The sequence below is a fragment of the Streptomyces sp. NPDC048600 genome, from assembly GCF_055587025.1.
In genome coordinates this window covers 133,772-155,539 of sequence record NZ_JBVJGZ010000001.1, presented here as the reverse complement: position 1 = coordinate 155,539, position 21,768 = coordinate 133,772, and the positions used below count along the sequence as shown (strand labels likewise).

General features: G+C 69.3%; 19 protein-coding genes and 3 pseudogenes. 11 read left to right on the top strand and 11 right to left on the bottom strand.

Annotated features, from left to right (window positions below; translation table 11 throughout):
* Positions 1-89: 89 nt before the first annotated feature.
* Positions 90-548: an ATP-binding protein gene (locus ACZ6SQ_RS00645; protein WP_469554997.1), complete on the bottom strand. Its 459-nt coding sequence runs from the start codon at positions 546-548 to the stop codon at positions 90-92.
* Between the two features lie 171 nt (positions 549-719).
* Here ACZ6SQ_RS00645 and ACZ6SQ_RS00640 point away from each other — a divergent pair, with 171 nt between their 5' ends.
* Together ACZ6SQ_RS00640 and glpK are read left to right on the top strand one after the other, a co-directional pair.
* Positions 720-1,487 (top strand): IclR family transcriptional regulator, encoded by a 768-nt coding sequence (locus tag ACZ6SQ_RS00640; protein ID WP_469554994.1) that lies wholly within the window; start codon positions 720-722, stop codon positions 1,485-1,487.
* A 46-nt stretch (positions 1,488-1,533) separates the two neighbouring features.
* On the top strand, positions 1,534-3,054 hold the full coding sequence (glpK, locus tag ACZ6SQ_RS00635; RefSeq protein WP_469554991.1) for a glycerol kinase GlpK: 1,521 nt from the start codon (positions 1,534-1,536) through the stop codon (positions 3,052-3,054).
* A gap of 118 nt (positions 3,055-3,172) precedes the next feature.
* Here glpK and ACZ6SQ_RS00630 read toward each other — a convergent pair whose 3' ends face one another.
* Together ACZ6SQ_RS00630 and ACZ6SQ_RS00625 are read right to left on the bottom strand one after the other, a co-directional pair.
* Entirely contained in the window at positions 3,173-3,484 is a 312-nt protein-coding gene (locus tag ACZ6SQ_RS00630; RefSeq protein WP_469554989.1) for a hypothetical protein, read from the bottom strand.
* Between the two features lie 152 nt (positions 3,485-3,636).
* On the bottom strand, positions 3,637-4,494 hold the full coding sequence (locus tag ACZ6SQ_RS00625; protein WP_469554986.1) for a class I SAM-dependent methyltransferase: 858 nt from the start codon (positions 4,492-4,494) through the stop codon (positions 3,637-3,639).
* A gap of 117 nt (positions 4,495-4,611) precedes the next feature.
* Between ACZ6SQ_RS00625 and ACZ6SQ_RS00620 the strand changes: the two genes are divergently transcribed.
* From ACZ6SQ_RS00620 to ACZ6SQ_RS00610, 3 genes are all read left to right on the top strand, one after another.
* Entirely contained in the window at positions 4,612-5,223 is a 612-nt protein-coding gene (locus ACZ6SQ_RS00620; protein WP_469554983.1) for a TetR family transcriptional regulator, read from the top strand.
* A gap of 242 nt (positions 5,224-5,465) precedes the next feature.
* On the top strand, positions 5,466-6,125 hold the full coding sequence (locus ACZ6SQ_RS00615) for a hypothetical protein (protein WP_469554980.1): 660 nt from the start codon (positions 5,466-5,468) through the stop codon (positions 6,123-6,125).
* 331 nt (positions 6,126-6,456) lie between these two features.
* A complete protein-coding gene (locus tag ACZ6SQ_RS00610; protein ID WP_469554975.1) occupies positions 6,457-7,203 on the top strand; it encodes a hypothetical protein in 747 nt (248 codons plus the stop codon).
* Between the two features lie 236 nt (positions 7,204-7,439).
* Here ACZ6SQ_RS00610 and ACZ6SQ_RS00605 read toward each other — a convergent pair whose 3' ends face one another.
* Complete coding sequence (locus ACZ6SQ_RS00605; RefSeq protein ID WP_469554973.1) at positions 7,440-8,141, bottom strand: Imm21 family immunity protein; 702 nt, start codon at positions 8,139-8,141, stop codon at positions 7,440-7,442.
* A gap of 15 nt (positions 8,142-8,156) precedes the next feature.
* Positions 8,157-8,786: a carbohydrate-binding module family 20 domain-containing protein gene (locus tag ACZ6SQ_RS00600; protein ID WP_469554970.1), complete on the bottom strand. Its 630-nt coding sequence runs from the start codon at positions 8,784-8,786 to the stop codon at positions 8,157-8,159.
* A 547-nt stretch (positions 8,787-9,333) separates the two neighbouring features.
* Here ACZ6SQ_RS00600 and ACZ6SQ_RS00595 point away from each other — a divergent pair.
* Positions 9,334-9,789: pseudogene (locus ACZ6SQ_RS00595) on the top strand (YihY/virulence factor BrkB family protein); the annotation flags it as partial.
* Positions 9,790-10,221: 432 nt separating this feature from the next.
* Here ACZ6SQ_RS00595 and ACZ6SQ_RS00590 read toward each other — a convergent pair.
* Positions 10,222-10,464, bottom strand: coding sequence for a hypothetical protein (locus tag ACZ6SQ_RS00590; protein ID WP_469554966.1), 243 nt, complete (start codon positions 10,462-10,464; stop codon positions 10,222-10,224).
* Between the two features lie 1,160 nt (positions 10,465-11,624).
* On the opposite strand from ACZ6SQ_RS00590, the gene ACZ6SQ_RS00585 reads away from it, so the two are divergent.
* Positions 11,625-11,873, top strand: a complete 249-nt coding sequence (locus ACZ6SQ_RS00585; protein WP_469554963.1) for a hypothetical protein — start codon at positions 11,625-11,627, stop codon at positions 11,871-11,873.
* Between the two features lie 1,220 nt (positions 11,874-13,093).
* Here the strand turns inward: ACZ6SQ_RS00585 and ACZ6SQ_RS00580 are convergent.
* Both ACZ6SQ_RS00580 and ACZ6SQ_RS00575 read right to left on the bottom strand, forming a co-directional pair.
* Positions 13,094-15,487, bottom strand: coding sequence for an ADP-ribosyltransferase domain-containing protein (locus ACZ6SQ_RS00580; protein WP_469554960.1), 2,394 nt, complete (start codon positions 15,485-15,487; stop codon positions 13,094-13,096).
* A gap of 671 nt (positions 15,488-16,158) precedes the next feature.
* Positions 16,159-16,830 carry a hypothetical protein gene (locus ACZ6SQ_RS00575; protein ID WP_469554957.1) on the bottom strand — a complete coding sequence of 224 codons (672 nt, stop codon included), beginning with the start codon at positions 16,828-16,830 and terminating at the stop codon, positions 16,159-16,161.
* Positions 16,831-17,003: 173 nt separating this feature from the next.
* Here ACZ6SQ_RS00575 and ACZ6SQ_RS00570 point away from each other — a divergent pair.
* Positions 17,004-17,543, top strand: a pseudogene (locus ACZ6SQ_RS00570) (low temperature requirement protein A); the annotation flags it as partial.
* 127 nt (positions 17,544-17,670) lie between these two features.
* Positions 17,671-18,258 carry a low temperature requirement protein A gene (locus ACZ6SQ_RS00565; RefSeq protein ID WP_469554954.1) on the top strand — a complete coding sequence of 196 codons (588 nt, stop codon included), beginning with the start codon at positions 17,671-17,673 and terminating at the stop codon, positions 18,256-18,258.
* Here the strand turns inward: ACZ6SQ_RS00565 and ACZ6SQ_RS00560 are convergent.
* The gene (locus tag ACZ6SQ_RS00560) at positions 18,236-18,622 is read right to left on the bottom strand and encodes a Rossmann-fold NAD(P)-binding domain-containing protein (RefSeq protein WP_469554951.1); all 387 of its coding nucleotides are present in this window, start codon (positions 18,620-18,622) and stop codon (positions 18,236-18,238) included. The genes ACZ6SQ_RS00565 and ACZ6SQ_RS00560 overlap by 23 nt on opposite strands.
* Positions 18,623-18,765: 143 nt before the next feature.
* Here ACZ6SQ_RS00560 and ACZ6SQ_RS00555 point away from each other — a divergent pair.
* Positions 18,766-18,846, top strand: a pseudogene (locus ACZ6SQ_RS00555) (three-helix bundle dimerization domain-containing protein); the annotation flags it as partial.
* A gap of 275 nt (positions 18,847-19,121) precedes the next feature.
* Positions 19,122-19,889, top strand: coding sequence for a GNAT family N-acetyltransferase (locus ACZ6SQ_RS00550; protein WP_469554949.1), 768 nt, complete (start codon positions 19,122-19,124; stop codon positions 19,887-19,889).
* 152 nt (positions 19,890-20,041) lie between these two features.
* On the opposite strand, the gene ACZ6SQ_RS00545 is transcribed toward ACZ6SQ_RS00550, so the two are convergent.
* Positions 20,042-20,296, bottom strand: coding sequence for a hypothetical protein (locus tag ACZ6SQ_RS00545; RefSeq protein WP_469554946.1), 255 nt, complete (start codon positions 20,294-20,296; stop codon positions 20,042-20,044).
* 116 nt (positions 20,297-20,412) lie between these two features.
* Positions 20,413-20,871, bottom strand: a complete 459-nt coding sequence (locus ACZ6SQ_RS00540) for a hypothetical protein (protein ID WP_469555746.1) — start codon at positions 20,869-20,871, stop codon at positions 20,413-20,415.
* Positions 20,872-21,768 lie beyond the last annotated feature (897 nt).

The following is a 21,768-nucleotide window of genomic DNA, read 5'->3' as shown; positions in this document are numbered from 1 at the left end:
ACGCCTGCCGATTTTGGGCTCGGCGCCGACGAGAGCTGCGCTGGGAGTCGGCCATTTCGGCCGGGCCGGCGGCGGCGAGGCGGGAGGCGCTAGCCGCGGCTGCCGGTGTCGACGAGGTCGGCCCAGCGCGTGATCCCCTCGGCGTCGACGCGTACGCCGCAGCGGGCGGCCAACGCGGCGACGATGTCGATGCCGCGGCCGTGCTCGTCCGGGTCCGGGTTCTCCCACCCGTCACCGGCGAGGACGGGCCCCGCGTCGGTCACTTCCACGCGCAGGGCCCGATGCCCGTCGACGCGGACCCACGACAACCGCAGCGTCGCCGGTGGCAGGGCGTGGACCAGTGCGTTGGTCAGGAGTTCCGAGACCACCAGGAGTACGTCCATGGCGGCGTCGGGGCACAGGCCCCACTCGGCGAGTATGTGGCGGACCTGCCCGCGGACGGCGGGCACGGCCCCCGGGGTGTGGGGGACGGGGCAGACGTGATCGGCGCTGTCGGGGCCGAGGCGGTCGACTGGCGTCGGGTCGACGATGTTGAGCTGGGCGGTCATCTGCCCTCCTCGACGAACGGTGCCGACGGGTGCCGACTGCACGCACGCTATGAAGTGATGTGGCGCCGGTCAATAAACGTCGTTCGGCATTGCCGAACGCGGGTTGCGATTGAGGGAGGCCTCCGTGCCATGGCCGATGTGGGACGGGGAACGCGGATCTAGAATCGCGGTATGGCCGGTCCCGTCCAGTCCATCGAACGGGCGGCGGCAATCCTCCGCCTGCTCGCCGCGGGCCCCCGTCGGCTGGGGCTCGGGGAGGTGGCCGCCTCGCTGGGCCTGGCGAAGGGGACGACCCACGGCATTCTGCGCACCCTTCAGCTCGTGGATTTCGTCGAGCAGGACGCGGCGACCGGAAAATACCAGCTCGGGGCGGCCCTCCTGCATCTCGGCACCAGCTACCTCGACGTGAACGAACTGCGGTCGCGCTCGATCAACTGGGCCGACGCCCTGGCCGCCCGCAGCGGCGAAGCGGTCCGCCTGGGCACCCCACTGGAAGGCAGGGTGCTCATCATCCACCACGTCTTCCGGCCGGACGACACCCTCCAGACCCTGGACGTGGGCGCGCTGCTGCCCCTGCACGCCTCCTCGCTCGGCAAGGTGCTGCTGGCGTTCGGCACCGCCAACCTCGATTCGGCGGTCGACGCAGGGCTGGAGCCGTACACCCGGCACACCCTGGCCCACGTGGACGAGCTGACCCGCGCCCTCGCCGAGATCCGGGAGAACGGCTGGGGCGCCGAGGTGCAGGAGATGAGCATGGGGGAGGCCGGCGTCGCCGCACCCATCAGGGGGCACGGCGGTCTCGCGGTGGGCGCCATCGGCCTGTCCGGCCCCGTCGAGCGGATCTGCGACGTCAGGGGCCGGCCGGAGATCAAGCTGCTCACGCTGCTCCGTGAGGCCGCCTGGGCGATCTCGAAGAACCTGGGGGCCGCCCGCTGGTAGGTCCCTCGCGCAGCGCACCTCGACGCATCGGAAGGCGGTCCGGATCATGGTCGAACGGTATGTGATGGCCATCGACCAGGGCACCACCTCCACCCGGTGCATCCTGTTCGACCACCGTGGGCGACTGGTGTCCGTGGCCCAGCGCGAGCACCAGCAGTTCTTCCCGAAGCCCGGCTGGGTCGAGCACGACGCCCTGGAGATCTGGCGCAATCTGCGACGCATCGTGCCCGAGGCCCTGTCCGGCGCGGGCGACGGCGTCGCCGCCGAGGCCGTCTCGGCCCTGGGCATCGCGAACCAGCGCGAGACGACCGTCCTGTGGGACCGGCACACCGGCACCCCGCTGAACAGGGCGATCGTCTGGCAGGACACCCGCACCGCCTCCCTCGTCGAAGAGCTGCGCGACGACCCGGGCGACGCGTTCTTCCTGGAACGCTGTGGCCTGGCGCCCTCGACCTACTTCTCCGCCCCACGGATCCGCTGGCTCTTCGACCACGTGCCCGGTCTGGGACAGCGGGCCGCGAACGGAGACGTCCTGTTCGGCACGATCGAGTCCTGGCTGATCTGGAACCTCACCGGGGGGCCGGACGGGGGTCGGCACATCACCGACGTGACCAACGCCAGCCGCACGATGCTCATGAACTTGGGCACGCTCGAATGGGACGAGGAACTGCTGGGGTTCTTCGGGATCCCGCACGCGATCCTGCCCGAGATCCGCTCGTCGGCGGAGTGGTACGGCGAGGATCGCTCGGTGCTCCGCGGCAGGCCCATCACGGCCGCGCTCGGCGATCAGCAGGCCGCGCTCTTCGGACAGACCTGCTTCTCCCCGGGCGAGGCGAAGTGCACCTACGGAACCGGCAGCTTCCTGGTGCTCAACACCGGCACCGACATCGTCCGGTCCAGCAACGGGCTGCTCACCACCGTCGCCTACAAGATCGACGAGCAGCCCGCGGTGTACGCGCTGGAAGGCCCGATCGCCGTCACCGGCGCCCTGGTCCAGTGGTTCCGCGACCGGCTGGAGATCATCAGCAGCGCACCGGGCATCGAGACCCTCGCGCGGACCGTCGAGGACAACGGCGGTTGCTACATCGTCCCGGCGTTCTCCGGCCTCTTCGCACCCCACTGGCGCAGCGACGCACGCGGCGTCATCGTCGGCCTGACCTCGTACATCACCAAGGGGCACCTGGCCAGGGCGGCGCTGGAATCCACCGGCTGGCAGACGAAGGAGGTCGTCGACGCCATGAACGCCGATTCCTCGCTCACCCTGAGAGAGCTGAAGGTCGACGGTGGCATGACGTCCGACAATCTCCTCATGCAGATCCTGGCCGACGTCCTCGACGTGCCGGTGGTGCGGCCCATGGCGGCGGAGACCGTCTCCCTGGGCGCCGCCTACGCCGCCGGACTGGCCGCCGGCTACTGGGCGGACCTGGAAGTGCTGCGCGGCAACTGGCACCGGGCGGCCCAATGGCTGCCGGACATGGATCCCACGCGAAGGGCGTCGGAGTACGAGAACTGGCAACGGGCCGTCGAACGGTCCCTGGGCTGGATCAGACCGCCGAACGACTCATAGCCGGTGTGGTGCGCCGGACATCGCGTACGTTCCCGATCCGCAGTCCTGCCCGGCTTACGCATGGCCGTCAGACCAGCGTCGGAACCTCAGCCGTCAGCCCGCGTACGCGGAGGGGAGTTCACGTCGACCGGACGAGTTCGCGTGCCGCGTCTCGGACCTCGTTCAGGCCCCAGTAGACGGAGTGGGTCCACAGCCCGGAGGTGACCCGGTGCGGAGCCGTCCGGTCCTGGGGGCGGGATCCGTCCGACAGCCGGAAGACCCTGCCCGCGACGAAGGCCAACGGGTCCATCGGCTCCCACACGTTGATCCAGCGCCCGACCGAGGCGGGCAGGGAGACCGGTGTCTCGGCGGCGGCCCGGGAGGTGACACGGCCGGACGGAAAAGCCCACGCGGGCCGGACGGAGAGCCCTCCCCGCCCGGCTTCGGACACAGCGGCGTGGGCGAGCTCGGTGCAGGGTCAGCACAAGCGAGCGGGGCGCGTCATCCGACGCCGTGAGACGGTCGCGGGGGTGCGACCGCTGCCAGCGGATCAGAGCCCGTTCTCGTGGACAGAGCCGGGCCACCGCCCGGGGCGGTGCCCGCTCATCCGTTCCGGCCCTGAGGGCGGCGCGCGGTGACCAGCCACGCCACGCTGCGCAGCCATACCGCACCGCCCGCTTCGTGGGCCCGCAGGGCGTCGGTCAGGGTCGAGGAAGCGAGCTCGTGCCGCTGCGCTTCCGCCTGGGCCAGCATGTGGCGTCCGGGACCGGAGTCCAGCATGAACGCCGCCGCTTCGGCCGCGTCCCGCCCCCAGTTGCCGGCCGCCTCCACCCGCACGGCTTCAGCACCCTCGAATCCGGCGGCGGCGAGGATGCCGAGCACGTGATCGCGGTCCGTGAGAGAGAACATCCCTGGCGCTCCGGGCTTGCCGAAGTCACCGGTCGGCAGGATGCCGCGCAGCGCGCGGAATGCCTGGATCCACTCGTTCTCCTCGGGTTCTGCCGCGCAGATGAACGCGGCACGGCCGCCTGGGCGCAGGGCGCGGCCGATGTTGGTGAAGGCGGCGACGGGGTCGGCGAAGAACATGATGCCGTAGCGGCTGATGGCCACGTCGAACGAGGCGGGTGTGAAGGGGTGTTGCTGGGCGTCTCCTTGGCTGAAGGACACGTTGGGCGGCCCCTCCTGCCGGGCGCACGCGCGGGCCTGGTCCAGCATGGGCTCGGACAGGTCCACGCCCAGGGCCCGGCCGCCGCGGGCCCGTTCGGCGGCCAGCCGGGTGGTCTGGCCCGCGCCGCAGCCGATGTCCAGGACATTGTCCTTGTCACCGATTGCGGCCGCTTCGAGGAGCGGCTGGTTGAAGCCTTGGTTGATGGCGTCCCAGCGGCTCTGGTTGCGTGCCCACTGGCTGCCTTCGTAGCCGTTCCATGCCTGTACCTGACCGCTGTCGACGACGTCATCCATGCGATGCCTCCAAGCCTGCCGCCTGCCCGTGGGGAGGCGGCATCTAGAATGGGCGTATGCCCAAACAGTATGGGCGCTTGCCCATACTTGCAACGGGTTCTTCGAAGGGAGCTCTTGATGTCACCGCGTGGAGTGGCGATTCCCGATCTGCGGGACCGGCTGTTCACGGCCGCGGAACGGGTCGTGGCGCGCGACGGCGCCTCGGCCCTGACGAGCCGGGCGGTCACGGACGAGGCGGGCTGCGCCAAGGGGGTCCTGCACACCCACTTCTCAGGTCTGGACGAGTTCATCTCGCAGCTCGTCCTGGACCGTTTCGCTCGCAGCGCCCGGCACGCCGAACAGCTGACCGGGCGAGCCGGGCACGGCCGCGTGGCCGACAACCTCGCCGAAGTCGCGCTCGCCCTGCTGGACTCCCTCCCCGCGGCGGTCGTCAGCCTCGCTATGACCCGGCCCGGCGCCTCGCTCCACACCCGCCAGGCACTGGAGGCCGGCGCGCCTGGTTTCACCGCCATGCAGGAGTCGATCGTGGACTACCTGGAAGCGGAACGGCACCTCGGGCGAGTGGCCCAGGGCATCGACACCGTCACGACCGCGCTGGCGCTCGTCGGCACGGTCCACCACCTGCTGATGACCCGCAGCCCCGACGATCCCTCAGACGCACGGCAGACCACCGAACGCCTCGTCGCGCTGCTGCTGGGCGAGCGCTCGCACCCGGCCCGGCCGTCGTAGCGCACTCGCCCGACCCAGCGCCTGGGCGGCGGCGAGTGAGGTGTTGCGGGGCAGGCGCCGGGGGAGTGCTGTTCGCCCGGCTCGTCGTCCTCGGCGTAGGCGTCGGTCCACTCCTGCGCGGTCTCCGCTTCCGTCCCTTCGCCTGTCGCGCGCGGCCGCCATGAGGGTCTGCGCAGGCGGTGCCGGCTGGGCCCGCTGCCACCACCAAGACCGCCCCGGTACGGGCCGATAGCCTGACCGGCATGAGTGACGGCACCGCGTGGATAGGCGCACACCATCACATCCCTTCACCGGCCGCGCCCGGCATGCTCGGCGGCATCTCGCTGACCCTGGCCCGAGGCGTGGAGACGGACGAGTTCCTCATCAACCTGGGCGCCGACCCAGATGAGTTGGCCACGCGCACCCGGTACAGGCAGCTGCGCGCACCGGCCGGGCAGCCGGGCCGGCCCTCCCCTCACCTCAACCGCGCCATGTACGGCACGTGCGGTGAGTGGACGTACGTGCTGGAGGACTGGGGCATGGCAACCTGGGCGACCGGCTACCAGGGCAAGGCCGCCTCGATGCTTCCCTGCGAGGGTGAGGAGATCCTCTGCCTGACAGCCAACTGCTTCAGCCCCCCTCCCGTGATCATCCACGCGTCCGATGCCTGCGCGCACCGGGCCGACTTCGGCACCCACACCGGGCAGGGCTCCGCCCTCGACTCCGCCCTCAGCGCAGCGGGCGCCGTGTTCCCGGCGATGCCCGATTCCAGTGAGGCCGAAGTCGTCGCGTACTTCGAGGAGCACGGCGAGCGCCTGCCCGAGCTGGTGTTCACCGCCGTCGGCGCCTACACGGGCGTGGCCATCGACCAGGACACCGTGAAGGCCGGTGACCTTCCCGGCGTCCTGGTCGCCCCGGCCTGACGCTCTGCCGGGTGAGACGGGTGCGTCAATTTGGCGGCACTGTCTCAATTCCGATGGAACCGGGGAGTTGTGGCCGTCGTTGACTGCGACGCTTGCAGCCTGGTCATCGACCGGGACGCCGATGCCGCACTCAACCTCGCCGCACTCGCGGCAGCCGCAGCAACTGGTACCGGAGCGGCAGACGGAAGCGAGAGACCGTCTCCCCAAGCCGAGCTCCAGACGCTCTGGTGACGAGACGGACCTCCCGGGTCGAAATGCCCGGGAGGCTGAGACCTGACTACGGGTCGGCCACGAGCACCCTCCCGCATCCGATCGACAAGGAGCCTGGGCAGTGAATGTCGAGATCGATTCCCTCGTCAGCACCACCGCCGCCCGGTTGGGGGCCGGCGTCCCCTACGCCCTGAAGGCCGTGGCCGGCTGGCTGACCGAGAACCCGGACATGGGCGAACCATCACAACTTCCCGGCGTCCTCACCGTGGCGATCGACGGCGACATGATCGAGGACTGCCCCGCTGTCGTCATCGGCTACGTCCGCGAGCCCGACCGGATCGAGATCCGGTACGTCAATGCGGTTCCGACGGAGCCCGCCGTGACCGCCCAGGACAAGGAGCCTGCACAGGAGCAGGGCAGGCCTGCCGATCCTGCCGCCGAAGCGGTCATCGTGCGGGAGGTCACCGACGCCTGGCACCGCATCACGAGCCGGCTCCAGCGCAATGCCCCCGACTCCCACGCAGCGCGCGATCCGACCCCCGTTCTGGACGTAGGCTTGCGTCGCGCCTCCTATCTCTACGTCGGTTCGTGGGGGGAGGAGCACGAGCCGGCGCATCTGAATGCGGGCCAGGGATTCTGCCCTGCGAGCCGCCTGGATAGCTGGCTCTTCTACCTCGGGACGATCGATCGCTATCAGGCTCCTTTGCTTGACCAAGAACTGAAGGCCCAGCTGGTCGAGTTCTACCGTCCCCGTTCCAGTGACCTCCCGGCCGATGCGATCGGCCTTCCACAGGTGGAGAGCTTTCTCCACCGGCACTTGGGGTCGTTCCTCCTCACCGAGGAAACCGAATCGGAGACGTACGGGTAGATGTTGCGCTTAGGTCGGCGGAGCTACGCTCGCCCCGTCGAGATGGACTGCCGCTTCGGTGGATCTGCGAGTCCTGCACCCTTTTTCGTCACCACGATCGAGTTCCGGCCCACGCTCGAACGCCGGCGAGGACGACGCGGCGGCCAAGGGACAGGCCGCCCGCGAGCAGCACTTCGACGCACTGCTGAGCCGACTGGACGGACGGGCGTCCTGCCCACTCCGACGATGCAGCTCGGTCAGTGCGGCGGCCAAGGCTGAAGATGAATCACCCCGACCGAGGTCTCCTCGATCGGGGAGGCATAGACCGCGCGAACTGCCCAGCTTCCGGGCCGAATCGGCACGGGCGCTTGCTCCGGCAGGCCACCGTCGGCCGGGTACTCGACACCCAACTCGGCCCCGGCCGTCACGGAGTCCATGAGCACCGCAGGGCCATCCGTCTCCCAGACACCGCACTCCTCCCAGACGGTGGTGGGGTCAGCAAGCACCGCCTTGGCCGCGGCGATCAGATCGCCCTCGCAGTTGGCGCCCAGCCAGCGGACGAACGCTTGATGTTCCGGCAGGTAGCAGCTGCTGGCGGGCTCGTCCGCCAGAACAAGCCCTTGGTCGCCCTCCTCGCCGACAGCAATCACCTCGGCCAGACCCTCGACCTCGCAGGCGCGGTCATAGTCGTCCCGAACGTTCCCGTCACCGACGACCATCCCCGACTCTGTGCAACCACGCCACAGGGCCAATGCGGAAACCGGCACCGCTCTCAGCGGGCCACCCATCGACTCGACCCAGGCGGGGGAAGGCTGGGCTGAGCCGGGTGTGGTGGAGGAGGACGTGTTCACGACGCCAGTATCCCCGCAGCCACTGACAATGAGTCGTCGAGCTGATCTCCGTCCTTCACGTTCCTCGACGAGGCGGTGCAGGCAGAGCGGGCCGACATCGGCCAGCACGGTCTTGAAGATCGATCAGCAGTGCGCGAAGGCCACAACGTAGTCGTGGGACGTCCCGTACCCCGGGAAGGTAGCCGTCGTGCCAGGGAGGATCTCGCGGCAGTCGCTTCGCACACCACTCTGGTGAACCGTCTGCAGTGGATAGGCAGTTCGGCACGTGTTGGTGGCCATGGTGTAGCGCCACGAGGTGTTGCTGACGATACAAGCAGGGGCGGTGCCGGACGCTGGTACCTCCGGCGTGAAGCGGAACGAATCGAGGGCGGTGAAGGAGCCTCCGGGGGGAGTGGTGAGGGCTCGGTTGTCCCCCTGCTCCCAGGTGATGGAACCGTTGGACCTCTTGATCAGGTACTTGAACTCGATGCGCGTGTTGGCGGGCAGAGTCGCTGACGCCCCCCAGCGGGGATAGTCGGACGCCGAGAGCGGAACGGCGTTGTCCGGGTTCCATGACCCCAGTTCAGGGACGTTGCCGGTGACGAAGACGTCCTCTCCCCACACGGAAGTGGCAGTTACGGTGAATGTGACCGCCGGTCCATCTCCCTGGGCGGCCGAAGCGGGAGAGCCTGCCGCGCAGTAGGCGACGAGGGCCGCGCAGGTCAGGAGCCCGCTCGCGAGCCGACGTGCTGGGGACCACTTGGAGTAGCCCATGAAGGAAGCCTCCCTGTCCGGATAAGACGTTGTCGAGACAGCATTCAAAGCGTCTCTGAAACTTTCTGCAAGCATTTTCAGGACAGGTTCCAGCGCCTTCGTGTCGTGCCGTGGCGGAGGTGAACGCGCGCGGCCGGGAGCCCGTCGACGGCGACAAGTGGGTCCTCCCCCCCTCGCCCACGACCCGCTTCCGTTGCTGTGAGAGCGGCCGGTTGTCGTCTCGTACGGGGGCGCGTCGCAGCGGCGCGGAGGGCGATCCCGCTGTCCCACCGCGGCGCGCGGTGCGGGGAAGAGGCCTTGCCGCGCATGTCGGCGTGCGCGTCCGACCGGGGCCGGGGCAGGCCCACGGCGATCACCTCGCGCGGGGAGCGGACGCGGGCGAGGGTCACCGTGAACAGCCACACGGGCTTTGGACGGACTCCGACAGGCTGGGGGCATGTGGCCCTGCCCCGGGTGCCGTTCGGTCCTCCTGCGGGCAACTGGAAGGCGTGATCCTGCAAGTGGAGGAAGGAGGGTGACATGACCAGCGTGCTGGAGCGGCTAGACACTCGGCATCGGCGACACCGCCCTGACCGTGTGGTCGATCGCGAAGTGGCCCGTCCTGGTCATCCTGGTCACCACCATGATCGCCATCATGTACTGGGCCAGCCCGAACGCGAAGGTGAACGGCTTCCGCTGGATCACCCCTGGCAGTCTCCTCGCACTGCTCATCTGGATGATCGCCTCCGCCGGATTCGCTCTCTACGTCGCCAACTTCGGCTTCTACAACAAGACATACGGCACCAGGGCCGGTGTCATCGTCTTCCTCATCTGGCTGTGGATCACCAACATCGCCATCCTGCTGGGCCTCGAATTCGACGCCGAGACCGCACGGCAGCGCGCCATCGCGGGCGGCTACCCACTCGACGCCGAGCCTTACACCCAGCCCCGCGACACTCGCACATGGGACGAGCAGGACTGGCGCCGCATCGACGAGACGCGACGGGCCGGCAGTCCCGACTGACCTGACCGCCCGAGAGGCGCAGTGAGCCCCCGGAACAGCCACTCCGGCCCCGCCAGCAACCTCCGAACGCTTGAGGCCGCGCGGCGCGGCCCGGAGCGCCGGGCCGCGCCGCATCACCCACCGCTCGGGCGTGGAACGCCCTGTACACCCCGCGCTCCGGGCGGGAAGGGTGACGTGCACGGCGACAGATGCCGGTTTCCTCTTCCGACACCTCCCTGGGCGGCAGCACCCGCCCGCCAGGGTGGCGAGATCGACGCGCTCTACTTCCGTCTCCCTACCAGCAGGGGCAGACATCGACGCGGTGCGGTGCTGCGATCGGCACCGCGACGTCTGGCTCTGTGGGCCGAGGTGACGGAGTCGGGCCTCTGCCCGGTTGACGCCGCGGAGGAGCCGGCGACCGATTGTCTGCCGCCGGCTCCTCCACCGTGTGTGTCAGTTCTGGCCAGGCGGGGCGTGCCCGGCCGGATTCTGGTTCTCGCTCTCCTGGGTGAGGCCGCCGCCCGTGCACGAGGGCTGCTGGCCGCCCGGTTGCTGGCCGCCGTTGTTGGTGCACTGAGTGTCCACCGGCTGGATCTTCGCGTCGGCGACACTCGCGCCGCCGAGACTCAGCGCACAGGCCGCGGCTCCCGCGCTGACGGCTGTGACCAGCCTCTTCACCGTAACTCTGCTAGACATCCCGTTCCGCCTCCACTCCTGCTGTACGGCTGCGGCAGAGCGTCATGGCTGTCGCGTGTCATTGATCCACGCTTCTCGCCGGGACGCTCCCCGGTCAAGACGGAAAGGGCAATCTTGTACAAAAAGCCAGCAGGGTCACACTTGCCTCGACGAGGAGCTCGGCTATCCCGATCCCGCCGTACTTGAAGTGGCGGCGAGTCGGCCTGTGGCCGAGGGTGGGCGTCTCGCTGTGGCCCTCCCCGCCTGAACCCTCCCCGCTCGGGGCATCGGATTCCGTGTCACGCAGGTGCGGTCCAGGGCCGTCGGTGAAGACGGCACGGTGGGCCTCGGCCGAACAAGCCTGGACGGGTCTACGGACGACGAGTGGGCGAGTGCCTGGTGGACAAAGGGAGTGCAGAGCTCGCCGCCGTACAGTCGCCGGAACATCACCGCCGACGAACTCGATCCTTCACCCCGCCATCCCGTCGCCGCACCGGACACGAGGGGCGATGTGAGAGATCACCAACGGGGCCGTTGACGAGGGAGAGCATTTCAAATGGCTTCCTGGAACATCTGCATGCAGACCAGGCAGTGCCTGTCCGTCGATTCCTCTCCGCGCAGTCCCTCCTCTCTCGCCATTCCACACATGGTCCAGGTCTTCTCCGCCGTCAGGACGTGCCATACCCAGCGTCCCGAAGCGTCCGTACCACGCCACATCTCGTGCATGATCAACTCCCTCCAGGTCGGCGCGGAGCTCCCTTCCAAGGGAGCACGGAGTGCGCTGGTCGGCCTGCGGGAGCGTGCGAGCGAGTGACGGGCACTGCTGGTGATTCCGGACGCGGATGCCGCGTCCGTCGCCAGGGTCGCCGAGAACTTCCTCGGTACGGCCGGCGCACTGGGCGCGCATAAGACTGCCTTCTGTGGCAGAGCAGCGAGAGTCCCGCGAAGAAGCGATCCCGGCTTGAGAATCTTGGGGCCGGGGAGCCGTCCAGGCGGAGGAGTCCCGGGTGCGATTCGGCGCCTGACAGCCGAGGCTGGCGGCATGCCTTCCTGGAAGCCGCGTGATCTGGCCGACGGGGTGGGAGTTCCCGTACACGCGTCGACGGCACGTGCTTCGGTCGACGCCCGGACCGATCGAATGGGCGCACGGTGGGAGGTGACGGGCCGACCGGAGGGAGATCATGGTGGCTGTTCGCACGTACGTCACAACGACTGTCCTGAACGACCGCCTCGACGAGGTCCTTCACGCACTGGAGAACCTGGATCCGAGCGCGATCGTGGGCTCCGCCAATCGTTCGAACGATCCCGGCCTCCCCGCCGGAGTGTCCGTGTCGCTGACCGGTGACATGCGGGAAGCGGTGAGGGAGCAGCTCAAAGCCTTCCCCGACCTGGAGTACGACACTTATGTGCGGAACACCGATGACCTGTGAGCGGCCGGAAGACCGCGAGGAGACGAAGCTGACCCCGGAGCCTTGCCTCGAGAGCTCGGCCTGGTAACGGGCTTCGCGCGCCCGTGAGATCGGCGCCTACGCATGAAACCGACAGCGAGCCGGTCAGGTGGGAAGCGGGGGCGAAGATTCGCGAACGTGGACGCGAGGGCCGGGCAGACGAGCTGGGCGGCGCACCCTTCACTTCCCCGGCGAGGTCGCCGTCCTGGAAGACGACCAGCCGTCCGTCTCCCGCCCCTGTACCGCGACGGCACAGTCGCGACGCTGGACCCGCCCAGTCGCGGTGTGCCCGCGGGCGGTCGCGACACTGTGGTCCCTTCTCGATCAGACGAAGGCTGCCCTCGCTTCCGACGCATTCCCCTGCGGGGTGAATTCGTTCGAGGCGTTGTTCGGAGTCGTGGCACCATGTGCCTCATGACGATGAACCGAAGGGTCCATGCCGCGTAGACGACCAGGACAGATCCGTGCCGACGATCCCGGCAGTTGCCGGTCAATGGGTGCAGGGCCGGTCATCGACGGCCTGTCTTCGCGCGCAGTATCCGAGATCGCCCGGCTTGAGTACACCCGCAACTACCTGCAGCCAGGCGATGTCAGCGCTGCCGTGGGCTTGTGGAAGGACTACGTCCACCAGCCCGAGCGTGTTCTGTGGCACGACTACGAGTGGGGCAACGTGCACTGGTACTGCTGCGGCAGCCCTCTCGAAGCCCGAGCTCTCCTCGACGCCGTGATGCAGGCTATGTCTCCCCGAAGCGCCCGCGAACTTCGCAGGATTGTCAGCCGGGCCGACGCTGTCTGGAACCTTCCGTCCCCGCCCTATGAGGCAGACGGAGACGGGGCCTGGTAGACGTCGCGCTGGGCGGTCGGCCCCGTCGCCTGGGCCAGGGCGGCGGGGGCCATGGGGCGCAGCAACCCGTCGCGGTGGTCCTGCCACAGGCGCGCGGCTGGGGCTCCGAGGAGGACGTGGCGTTCAGCAGGGTGCTGCGCGTGCCGTCCTCCTGCATGAACCCCAGCAGCGCGAGGGGCATTGATGCCCGCCGGTCGCGGATGGCCAGGTGGGTTGGGTAGTCGCCGTGTACAGGTCCGCTTGCGTCCGCACGAACGCAGCAAGGGCAGCCGGGGGATCGGTACTGGCCTGCGCCCGGTGGTTGCCGGGCGCAGGACTGCGGCAACCACCACCGTGGCCCCCATGAAGCGGGAGCGGTTCAGGACACCACGGGAGCCGTGTCCGTCACCTCGCTGAGCCGGACCGTGCACAGTCCGCGGGGCTCGCTCTTCACCTCCGTCACCTTGAGCTGGGTACCCGGCGTGAGGATGTACTCCTCCTCGCCGGTGAAAGCGGAGAAGCTCTTGATCCCGACCGCCCGGGCCGGCGTCACCTCGAAGAGGGTCCGCTTGCCGCGACTGCCCAGGAACGCCCTGGCCACCTTCAGTTCGGAGGTGCACGAGGAGACGCCCCACCAGGTCACCGTCCGGCCCACCGGGTACTGCCCCCGAAGGTCCAGCGACACCCCGCGCCACAACGGCTGCGTGTAGGCCGGCAGCTTGGAGACCGCCGAGAACAGCAGCCGCAGGTACGGCAGGTAGGGCGTGACCCTGGTGCGGTCGGGGGAGCGCAGAACGCTGTTGATCTCGCGGTAGAAGGCGGACTCACAGGTGTAGAGGTGGAGCGCGGCGATCGCATCGGCGGACAGGCCTCCGCCGGTCGCCTGGTCCGCACGCTGCTTTCCGAAGTCGCGGGAGCGCGTGACGTGCCCGGCGAGCCCGGACAGCGCCTTGGAGACCGGGGCCACGGCGTCCTGGAAGTCCATCAGCGGGGTGTCGAAGACACCGGTGATCTCCGGCAGGACCAGGCCCTCGTCCTTGACGCTGGTGAGGCGCTCCAGGTACAGCTGGTGCAGGTTCATGGTCGACTCGATGAAGGCGCCCATGCGCGCCGCGACACCCCCGTCCGCGCTGCCCGCGCCGGCCGCCGTCACGTTCCAGCCCTTGCTCGGCAGCCAGTCGATGCCGTCGGCGCCCAGCGAGGCCAGAGCGTCGTTGACCTGGGCGAAGTGGTCGCCCTCGCAGAAGATGTCGCCCTGTGCCGCCGGGTTCGCGTGGTCGATGTGGCGGACCTCGACGTCCGGGTACTTCTGCTGGAGCCGCAGGACGACCTTCTTCAGGCTTCGGGCGTGCGCTCCCCACCACGCGAACACGACCCCGCGGTCCTCCTCGGGTGCGTCCTGCTTGGCCTTGAGGATCTCCTCGACGATCCGCTCGGCGACCGGCCGCCAGAACGCCGTGTGCTGGTCGGCTCCCATCGCCCCGTCACCGCTCGCGGTCAGCGACGCGTTCAGCAGGAGCACGCCCTGCGTCAGCATCGCCTGGAACCACTCCGGCGGCTGGACCGTGTCCCGCTCCTTCAGCAGCTTCCGCACATCGGCGATCGGGGTCTTCTTGGCGATGCCGTACTTCCACATCGCCGCCGCCTTGATGAGGCACCGGATGCTGACGACCCGGCCGAACTGGCTGTCCTTCCAGTCGCTGAAGGTGTTGTCGAACATGGCTATGCCGGTGGCGCTCTCCGGCCGCGGATACGGGTTCTGGCCGAAGACCACGACCTTCCACTTGTGCGGCGGGTTCGGCTTCAGCGCCTGGAACGTCAGCTCGCGGACCGGAACCACCTCGTGGCTGCGCCCCTTCCCGATGAACCGCTCGGCGTCCGCCTGCGCCTCGATGACCGGCTTCAGCAGCGGGAGCCAAGCCTCGCCGCCGCCGTCGAAGAGCTCGCTCAGGGCGAGGGGGTCGTTCGCGTCGGGCTGGGGCTGCGGCGGCTGGCCCGGCGCCGGGACGCCGGTCGACGGTCCGGCCATGGCGGAGGTGTTTCCGTTCGTCGTGGCGGAAGAAGAGGTAGGAGCGGGAGCAGCAGGCGTCGGCGTAGGGGCGACGGGCGTGACGGCCGTCGGCGGCACGATGCGCACCCGCTGGTCGACGGGCGCGTTCTCGATCCCGTGGAGCTGGGAGACGATCGTGGAACGCAGTTCGTCGTCGTCCTCGAAGCAGTGGTCGTGGAAGAGCGTGTAGCCGGTCCACATCAGATTGGCGCACACCCGGGCCGGCACCTGGCCGGTCTGCGCCCCCAACCCGACCAGCGCCACCGACCGGATGCTGCCCGGCTTCTTCCGGTTCTGCCGGTGGATGGCCTGGAACGCGGCAGCGCAGGCCAGCGCCACGTTCAGGGTGGCGCTCACGTTCTGCGAGGACCGCACCATCGTCGGCGTCGATATCAGGTACCGGGGGACGCTTGCGCCGGACGGGACGCAGACCGCGCTGCCCACCGGCATGGGTCCCGCGAACCGGTCGCGGATCGCCCGCTGGACGCGTACCTGGATGCCGGACCCCAGGTACCGCTTGATGACGGCGTCTACCCCGCCGTCCATCCGACCCCGGGAGTTGGTGGGCGTGACCCAGGCGTCGACGTCCTCGTCGAGGATCGAGCCCTTGCGGATCTCGATGCCCGGGGTGTCGGCGAACGCGGCGCGCCACGCCTCCACCACACGCTCGTTGACGTCCGTCAGCACCACCCTGAGCGCGGGCAGCACACTGCTCTCGGTCATTGTCCACTCCTGTCGTGCAACAGCGGTTCCAATACCTCGAACGTATCTCCCACCACTGACAACGCGGCTCCGACAAGCGACCGATGACCTGCCGTCATGCCCTGGTGGGCCCGCACCGACCGGTCGCCGCACCCGCCCGTGTCCCGTCGGCTATGCGCCCGCCGAACGGGGACACCAAGCCTGGGGACCAGGCCGAGGTCGGAAGGAGCGATACCTGTCCCGGTCCACCAACACATGCCCCTTGCAGCCGACGGCCTTCTTGCCTCCGTCCCATCCGGACGTCGGGCGCGGGACGTTCGACGAGGGCCGCACCGACTGCGGGTCCGTGATCGCGGCCGTAGGGTCCACCGCGCGGTCCTCCGTTGCGCGCACCCGGTCGCACATCCGTCCGGGAACTCCGTGAGCAGCCGTGTGACCTGCCAGCGGCGGGCAAGGCGTACACACGCCGGTACGGCGGGGAATCCGCAGACAGTTTCGCCCACTTGACGCCGTTGCGACCCCCGCCGGGGCGGGCAGCCTCGCTCCGTCTCGGGTACTTCGTCGATGCGCTCGCACGGCTCCTGGCCGACGACGGCGACGGCAAGGGGAGGCGTGACCGGGAGTCGGAACCGCTGTCCGGACCGCCGCAAAGACGTCAAGGGCTGGGTGGACTACGGAGATCTCGAATCCGCCTACGGAAACCGGCCGATGGGTATCAGGCCTGTCTGGATGATGGGTGGACTCTCGGGGACCAAAACGGCTCCGCTGTACCTGACCTGACCTGACCTGACCTGACCTGACCTGACCTGACCTGAGCGGAGGAGGGCCGCAGCAGGGCTCTCGACCGCGACCCCTCGGCCCCTATGCGGTGAACCGGCCAAGCTGACAAGATCCACTGAGGTGAAGGGGCCCGAAGGGGGATCCCTCCACCTCGGTGGACCAGGTGTACGACCGGCGCGCCCGCCGAGGCGCCGTTCGCCGGGTTTCAGAGCATCAGAGATGCGCACTTCGACGAACTTCACGCCGAAGGCCCCCGCGATCGCCACCCCCAGGTCGGCGGGTCGAGGCGGGATGCTTTGGCCGTCGGCGGTGAGTTCTGTGAGGCCGTGGCGGGCCAGGATGGCGGCGCAGGGCTCGCCCTGTTCGGGGTCGTCGGTGAGGTGGATACGGCCGTCGGTGACGATCACGCTGTCGGCCGAGGCCCCGCGCAGCGGTGATTTCTCGGCGTCGTGCACCACTTCGAGGAATGCGCGGACCAGGTTGCTGCAGGCGTCGTGGACCGCGTTCCCGAGGGCTCCGGTGAGTCCGGACCCGCCGGCCTGGGGCGCGCACGGCATATCGGAGTCGCCGAGGTCGAAGCGCACCCGGGCGACGTCATGCGTGCGTCCCTCCCCGTCGCTGGAGACGGATCTCGCCGCCCCGCCCGGCCGATCGCCGGCAGTAACCCGGCACGCCGCGGCGTGCCCTCGGCAGTCGCGGCAGCCGAGCCGTCACCATCACTTCGCCACACGTTCGCGACGTCCCGCAGGAGTCCCAGATGTCCGACCACGCCGCCGAGCCCCGATCCGACGCCGCCAAGGCCGTCCCCGTGGGCACCGGTCTTCGCCGGTGGCTCTTCCGCCCACCGCGACGCCACGGCGAGGTGGACACCGATCGCAGCGTCAGCTTCCTGGAGCTCTTCTACGACCTTGTCTACGTCGTCCTGGTCGGCCAGGCGGCCCACACCCTCGCGGAGGAGTTTTCCTGGCGGGGCACGGCCACATTCGCCGTGGTCTTCGGGCTGATCTGGATCGCCTGGCTGAACGGCACCCTCTTCTACGAGCTGCACGGCCGCGAAGACGGCCACACCCGCTCGCTGATCTTCGTGCAGATGCTGCTGCTGTCCCTCATGGCGGTCTACGTCGGCCACGCCGACGGCGACGACGGCCGCACCTTGGCTGTGCTCTACGCACTGCTGCTGGCCCTGCTGAGCTACCAGTGGTACTCCGTGTACCGGCTGGACCCGCCGGAGCTGCGCAGGACGCCCCGGCGGTATCTGGTCGTCATGGTCGTGGGCATCGTGCTGATCGCGGCATCGGTGCCGCTGTCGGCCGACGCCCGGCTCGTGGTCTGGGCGGCGTTCGTCGTCGCGTGGTGCGGCGTGGAGTGCGTTGTTCTCATCTCCTGGCGCAGGACGCCGAGCTACGCCGTCGTGACCGGCCCCCATGGTCGAGCGCTTCGGACTGTTCATCATCATCGTGCTCGGCGAGGTGGTCATCGGTGTCGTGGACGGCCTGACCGATACCGAACGCAGCCCTCTCGTGACGACCACGGGTCTGCTCGGGCTCGCGGTCGGCTTCGGGTTCTGGTGGAACTACGCCGATCTGGTGTCGCGCCGTATGCCGCGCGAGAGCGGCCATTCCCTGGCGATCTGGATCTTCACCCACCTCCCGTTGACCATGGCCGTGGCGGCCGCCGGCGCCGGCATGGTCGGGCTCGTGGAGCACGCCACCGACCACCGGACACCGGCCTCCCTGAGCTGGCTGATGGGAGGATCCGTGGCCGCGATGCTGCTCACCACGGTGGTGCTCCTGCCCACCCTGGCGGACTACGACCGCCACCCCTCCGCCTACCAGTCGGTGCAGGCCGTGCTGGTCGTCGCTGCCGTTGTCGCCCTTCTCGCCGGATGGTCCCGTCCCGCCCCCTGGCTGCTGGCTCTCACCTTGCTGCTGATCCTCCTCGTGACCTGGGCTTTCGCGTTCGTCCGATGGTTGCGCGAAGGCTTGCTGATCAATGAGAGGCCGGCCCGGTGACACCGCCGTCTGCCTGATCTGCTGGGGTGGTGAGGCGGTTGATGTCAGGGTTGCGCAGGACGGCTGGAGCGTCGCTGTCCGGCCGGGCCGCGGCGAGCATGGCGCGGCCGACGGCGTCCGTGGTGGTGATGTGCCGGGGGAAGAGGCTCTTGAGCAGCGGGTGGAGGGCGGCGGTGGCGCGGTAGAGCCGTCGGTAGAGCGGGGTGCGGGAGACGGCGCCGTCGACCGGCTGGATGAAGCCGGGACGGAACATGTACGCGGTCATGGGCAGGGCCCGGAGGTCGTTCTCGGTACGGCCCTTGACGCGGGCCCACACCTGACGGCTCCTGCCGGTGGGGTCGGTGCCTTCACCGGAGACGTACACGAAGGTGAGGTGCGGGCTGCCTGCGATCAGGGCGCGCGCGGCAGCCAGCGCGTAGTCATGGGTGACGCGGGTGTAGCCGGCCTCGCTGCGGCCGACGGCGGAGACGCCGAGGCAGTAGAAGCAGGCGTCCAGGCACGCACTTCACCGACCGGCCCGTGCGCGAGTTCATTCCGGTGCTCGTGGAGCGCAGGGCACGGAGCATCCTGAACGAGTCGTCCGGCTGACGGAAGTAGACGGCTCAGCCCGTCACATGCCCGGAGCCCGAAGCCGCTGCGCGCGGAGCGTTCTGATGGAAAGGCTCAGTACACCGGGCGGACACCCCCGGTACCTAAACTCCAGCGCACCGAGCGCGGCCGGACCGTTGCGTAGCGCCGTGTGCCGTGTGCCGTGTGCCGTGTGCCGTGTGCCGTGTGCCGTGTGCCGACCGCGCGGGCGAGCGGGCCATCCCTTCGGGCAGGCGACGGCGTCGATCGGGTCGGGCGTCCGGCAGGGGGAATCGATGGTCTGGTCTCGGCTGCGCCGTCGGCGGGCGCTGCCCAGGCTTCCGCTGCCAGGGCCGTGCTGGCAGCTCCGCCACACTCTGTACACGGAGCGCCTGCTGCTCTACAGCCCGGAGAGCGGGTTGGACATCGCCGCCTACCTGGCCTGCGGCGCGGATCCCGAGGCGGCGTACTGGCTGGGTTCGCAGGACAAACACCTGCTGGAGGCGTCGGTGCGCGAGGAGGTGCTCGGCCTGCGCCCCGGCGACACGGACGCCCACCGGTCGTCCGTCCTGGCCCAGCACCTCCTCTCCCACCCGGTCGAGCTCGCCGACGAGGATGTGCTGCTCGTCGCTGTGAGTCTGCAGGACGGCAGATACGCGGGAGCCGCGCAGCTTCGGATCGACCCAAGTGACAGCGGTGGCGCCGGTACGGGCGGGCCCGCTGAGAACGGCGCAACCGATCCCGCCGACAACACGGGTGAGGTCGGCGGAATGCTGGCGCCCCACGCCCGCGGCAGGGGTCTCGGCGCGGAACTGTTCCAGGCAGTCGCCCTCCTCGCGCACGACCATCTGGGACTACGGACGGTCCGGGCGGGCCACGAACCCGCGAACGTCGCCTCCGGCCGCTCCCTGGCCGCCGCCGGCTTCGTCCCGGCCGAAGGTCCGCCCCGGCACACCCTGCCCAACGGCCGCGAGACCGACGCCCGCTGGCTCCGCCACACAGCCGCCGGCCCGCCTTCCCGATGCCGCGCCGCCCTCAAGCCGCCCGGCGCGAAGGCGGTCTGACGCCCGGAAGGAGATCGCGTCGGGCAGGGCCTTCGGAGCAGTCGTCCCGGCCGCAGACGCTCCGGACACGGAACGGACCTGCCTATCGGCAGGAACGGACCGCTCAACACCCATTCAGCGTCCATGAGTTCTCTCCGCGCCATCCCGGACGTCTACCAGCCCATGTCCTTGGCCACCTCTTCCTGGGCTGCGACGATCTCTGTCGCGGTGGAATCCGTGATGTCTACATCGCATGCCCACTCGAACCGTGACAACAGGTCTGCGAGCGCCTGTTTCTGAGCCGGGTGCGTGATCGGTACGGCGTTCAGGTCGGTGCTCATCAGCCAGTCGAACAGCACGATGGCATCGGCGCGCCACAGCCGCACGTTGACAGTTGGCACGGATTCCCACGATTCATCGGCATTCATGAGGGCATCGTGCCAGGTGGCGTATCACCCGTTGATCCCGACTTCAGACAGGCCCTAGGTCAATCTCGCGGTCCGCTACGAGGCGACTGTGCTCGCCGTGGCGGTCGAACGAGGGGCTATGACCCTGCCTCGCGCGTCATCACGTACGTGTTCCCGACGTCGGGATCACCGTAGAAGAAGAACAGCCTCAACTTGTCGTGCTGGTCGCGGTCCACGTAGAAGGACCACACGTATGTCGATGGGGGTTCAGGAGCTGAGGGGTCGGCGGCCGTCGCGGGGAAACGGCTCTCCACTCCGGTCCGGGCTGTCAGCGTAAGTCGGACGACCTGTCCGCCGTCGTCGTCGGCCAGTTGCCAGGTTCCCGTACCGGAGAGGCGCCAGCCGTCCTCGAAGTCGAAGTCCTGCCCGTCGAGCTTTTCGAGGAGAGCCGTTCCGTTTTTGCGAAGCGCCACGCGAGTCCCCTCGACGTTTTCCCAGCGTCCAGCGACTTCGGCCGCCGTGGCGTCGTGGATCCCCGTCCCCTCGTAGTACTGGTAGGGACCAGCGCACGCCGTCAGAACAGCCAGCACCACCATCAAGCCGCCGAGGGTCGCCCCCCACGCACGCAACCCACTTCCGCCCGCCACCAGGACCCCCACCCTCAACCGGCATCGGCCAACGGTTATGAGTGGGCCGTAGAGATACCTTGTCAGACAAGTTGAACGTGTTCAACTCTGCGAGTGCAATGGCGGCAGGAGCCACTACGCCCATACGGTTGCCGTCACCGGCAGGCCCGAGTCAGGCGCGCTGCCTGCGACGCTTCGAACAAGCCCTTGCCCAACTGCCCGGCAAGGGAAGGGGACTGCCGCCTGCTGACCCGCGACGGCAGAGCCGGCGTGTGCGACCCCACGGCGAACACCTCCTTCCCGTGCCAGCCGGTGACAATGAGCTCGGCGACGGCTTCGTCGTCACACACGTCAGACCCACCGGATAGCTGACCCTGACCACCGTCACCGACGGCCAGACTGACAGCCGCGTCATCGCAACCCTGCCCGACGCAGGCGCCTCACAGCGCGACATGCGCTGGACGGCCGACGAAGCCGGACCCAACGCCGCCTGGGTCGACGACCAGGAACAGGTTCACCTGGCGCCCCTCCGGTGCCACACAGCAGCCACTGCGCCTGCTGGCGACCCCGGTGAAGGCCTCGGTCCTCCAGCAGCGCCCGGCCGACGCCACACCTGCGCCAAGGCACCGGGCGAGCACTGGCCCTGCACCAGGCTCGGCACGGGCTGGAACGCGCACGACGTCCTCACCTCGCCCGGAGACCTCACCGGCGACGGCATCGGTGACGTCCTGGCCTGTGACACGGCCGGAAACCTGTGGCGCTACGACTGCAGATCCACGCTCCCTGAAGTCCCGCGTGAAGATCTTTTCCCAGTGGTGCGCCTCCTGCAACGCGGTCGTCGGCGTCGGCGACATCACCGGCGACGGC

Bases quoted from the DNA above. Each gene is read 5' to 3' on its own strand.
- ACZ6SQ_RS00625 (WP_469554986.1), bottom strand. From the start codon at position 4,494: ATGGATGACGTCGTCGACAGCGGTCAGGTACAGGCATGGAACGGCTAC.
- ACZ6SQ_RS00640 (WP_469554994.1), top strand. From the start codon at position 720: ATGGCCGGTCCCGTCCAGTCCATCGAACGGGCGGCGGCAATCCTCCGC.
- ACZ6SQ_RS00645 (WP_469554997.1), bottom strand. From the start codon at position 548: ATGACCGCCCAGCTCAACATCGTCGACCCGACGCCAGTCGACCGCCTC.
- ACZ6SQ_RS00565 (WP_469554954.1), top strand. From the start codon at position 17,671: ATGGTCGAGCGCTTCGGACTGTTCATCATCATCGTGCTCGGCGAGGTG.
- glpK (WP_469554991.1), top strand. From the start codon at position 1,534: ATGGTCGAACGGTATGTGATGGCCATCGACCAGGGCACCACCTCCACC.
- ACZ6SQ_RS00590 (WP_469554966.1), bottom strand. From the start codon at position 10,464: ATGTCTAGCAGAGTTACGGTGAAGAGGCTGGTCACAGCCGTCAGCGCG.
- ACZ6SQ_RS00580 (WP_469554960.1), bottom strand. From the start codon at position 15,487: ATGACCGAGAGCAGTGTGCTGCCCGCGCTCAGGGTGGTGCTGACGGAC.
- ACZ6SQ_RS00550 (WP_469554949.1), top strand. From the start codon at position 19,122: ATGGTCTGGTCTCGGCTGCGCCGTCGGCGGGCGCTGCCCAGGCTTCCG.
- ACZ6SQ_RS00540 (WP_469555746.1), bottom strand. From the start codon at position 20,871: ATGGTGGTGCTGGCTGTTCTGACGGCGTGCGCTGGTCCCTACCAGTAC.
- ACZ6SQ_RS00545 (WP_469554946.1), bottom strand. From the start codon at position 20,296: ATGAATGCCGATGAATCGTGGGAATCCGTGCCAACTGTCAACGTGCGG.
- ACZ6SQ_RS00600 (WP_469554970.1), bottom strand. From the start codon at position 8,786: ATGGGCTACTCCAAGTGGTCCCCAGCACGTCGGCTCGCGAGCGGGCTC.
- ACZ6SQ_RS00615 (WP_469554980.1), top strand. From the start codon at position 5,466: ATGAGTGACGGCACCGCGTGGATAGGCGCACACCATCACATCCCTTCA.
- ACZ6SQ_RS00620 (WP_469554983.1), top strand. From the start codon at position 4,612: ATGTCACCGCGTGGAGTGGCGATTCCCGATCTGCGGGACCGGCTGTTC.
- ACZ6SQ_RS00585 (WP_469554963.1), top strand. From the start codon at position 11,625: ATGGTGGCTGTTCGCACGTACGTCACAACGACTGTCCTGAACGACCGC.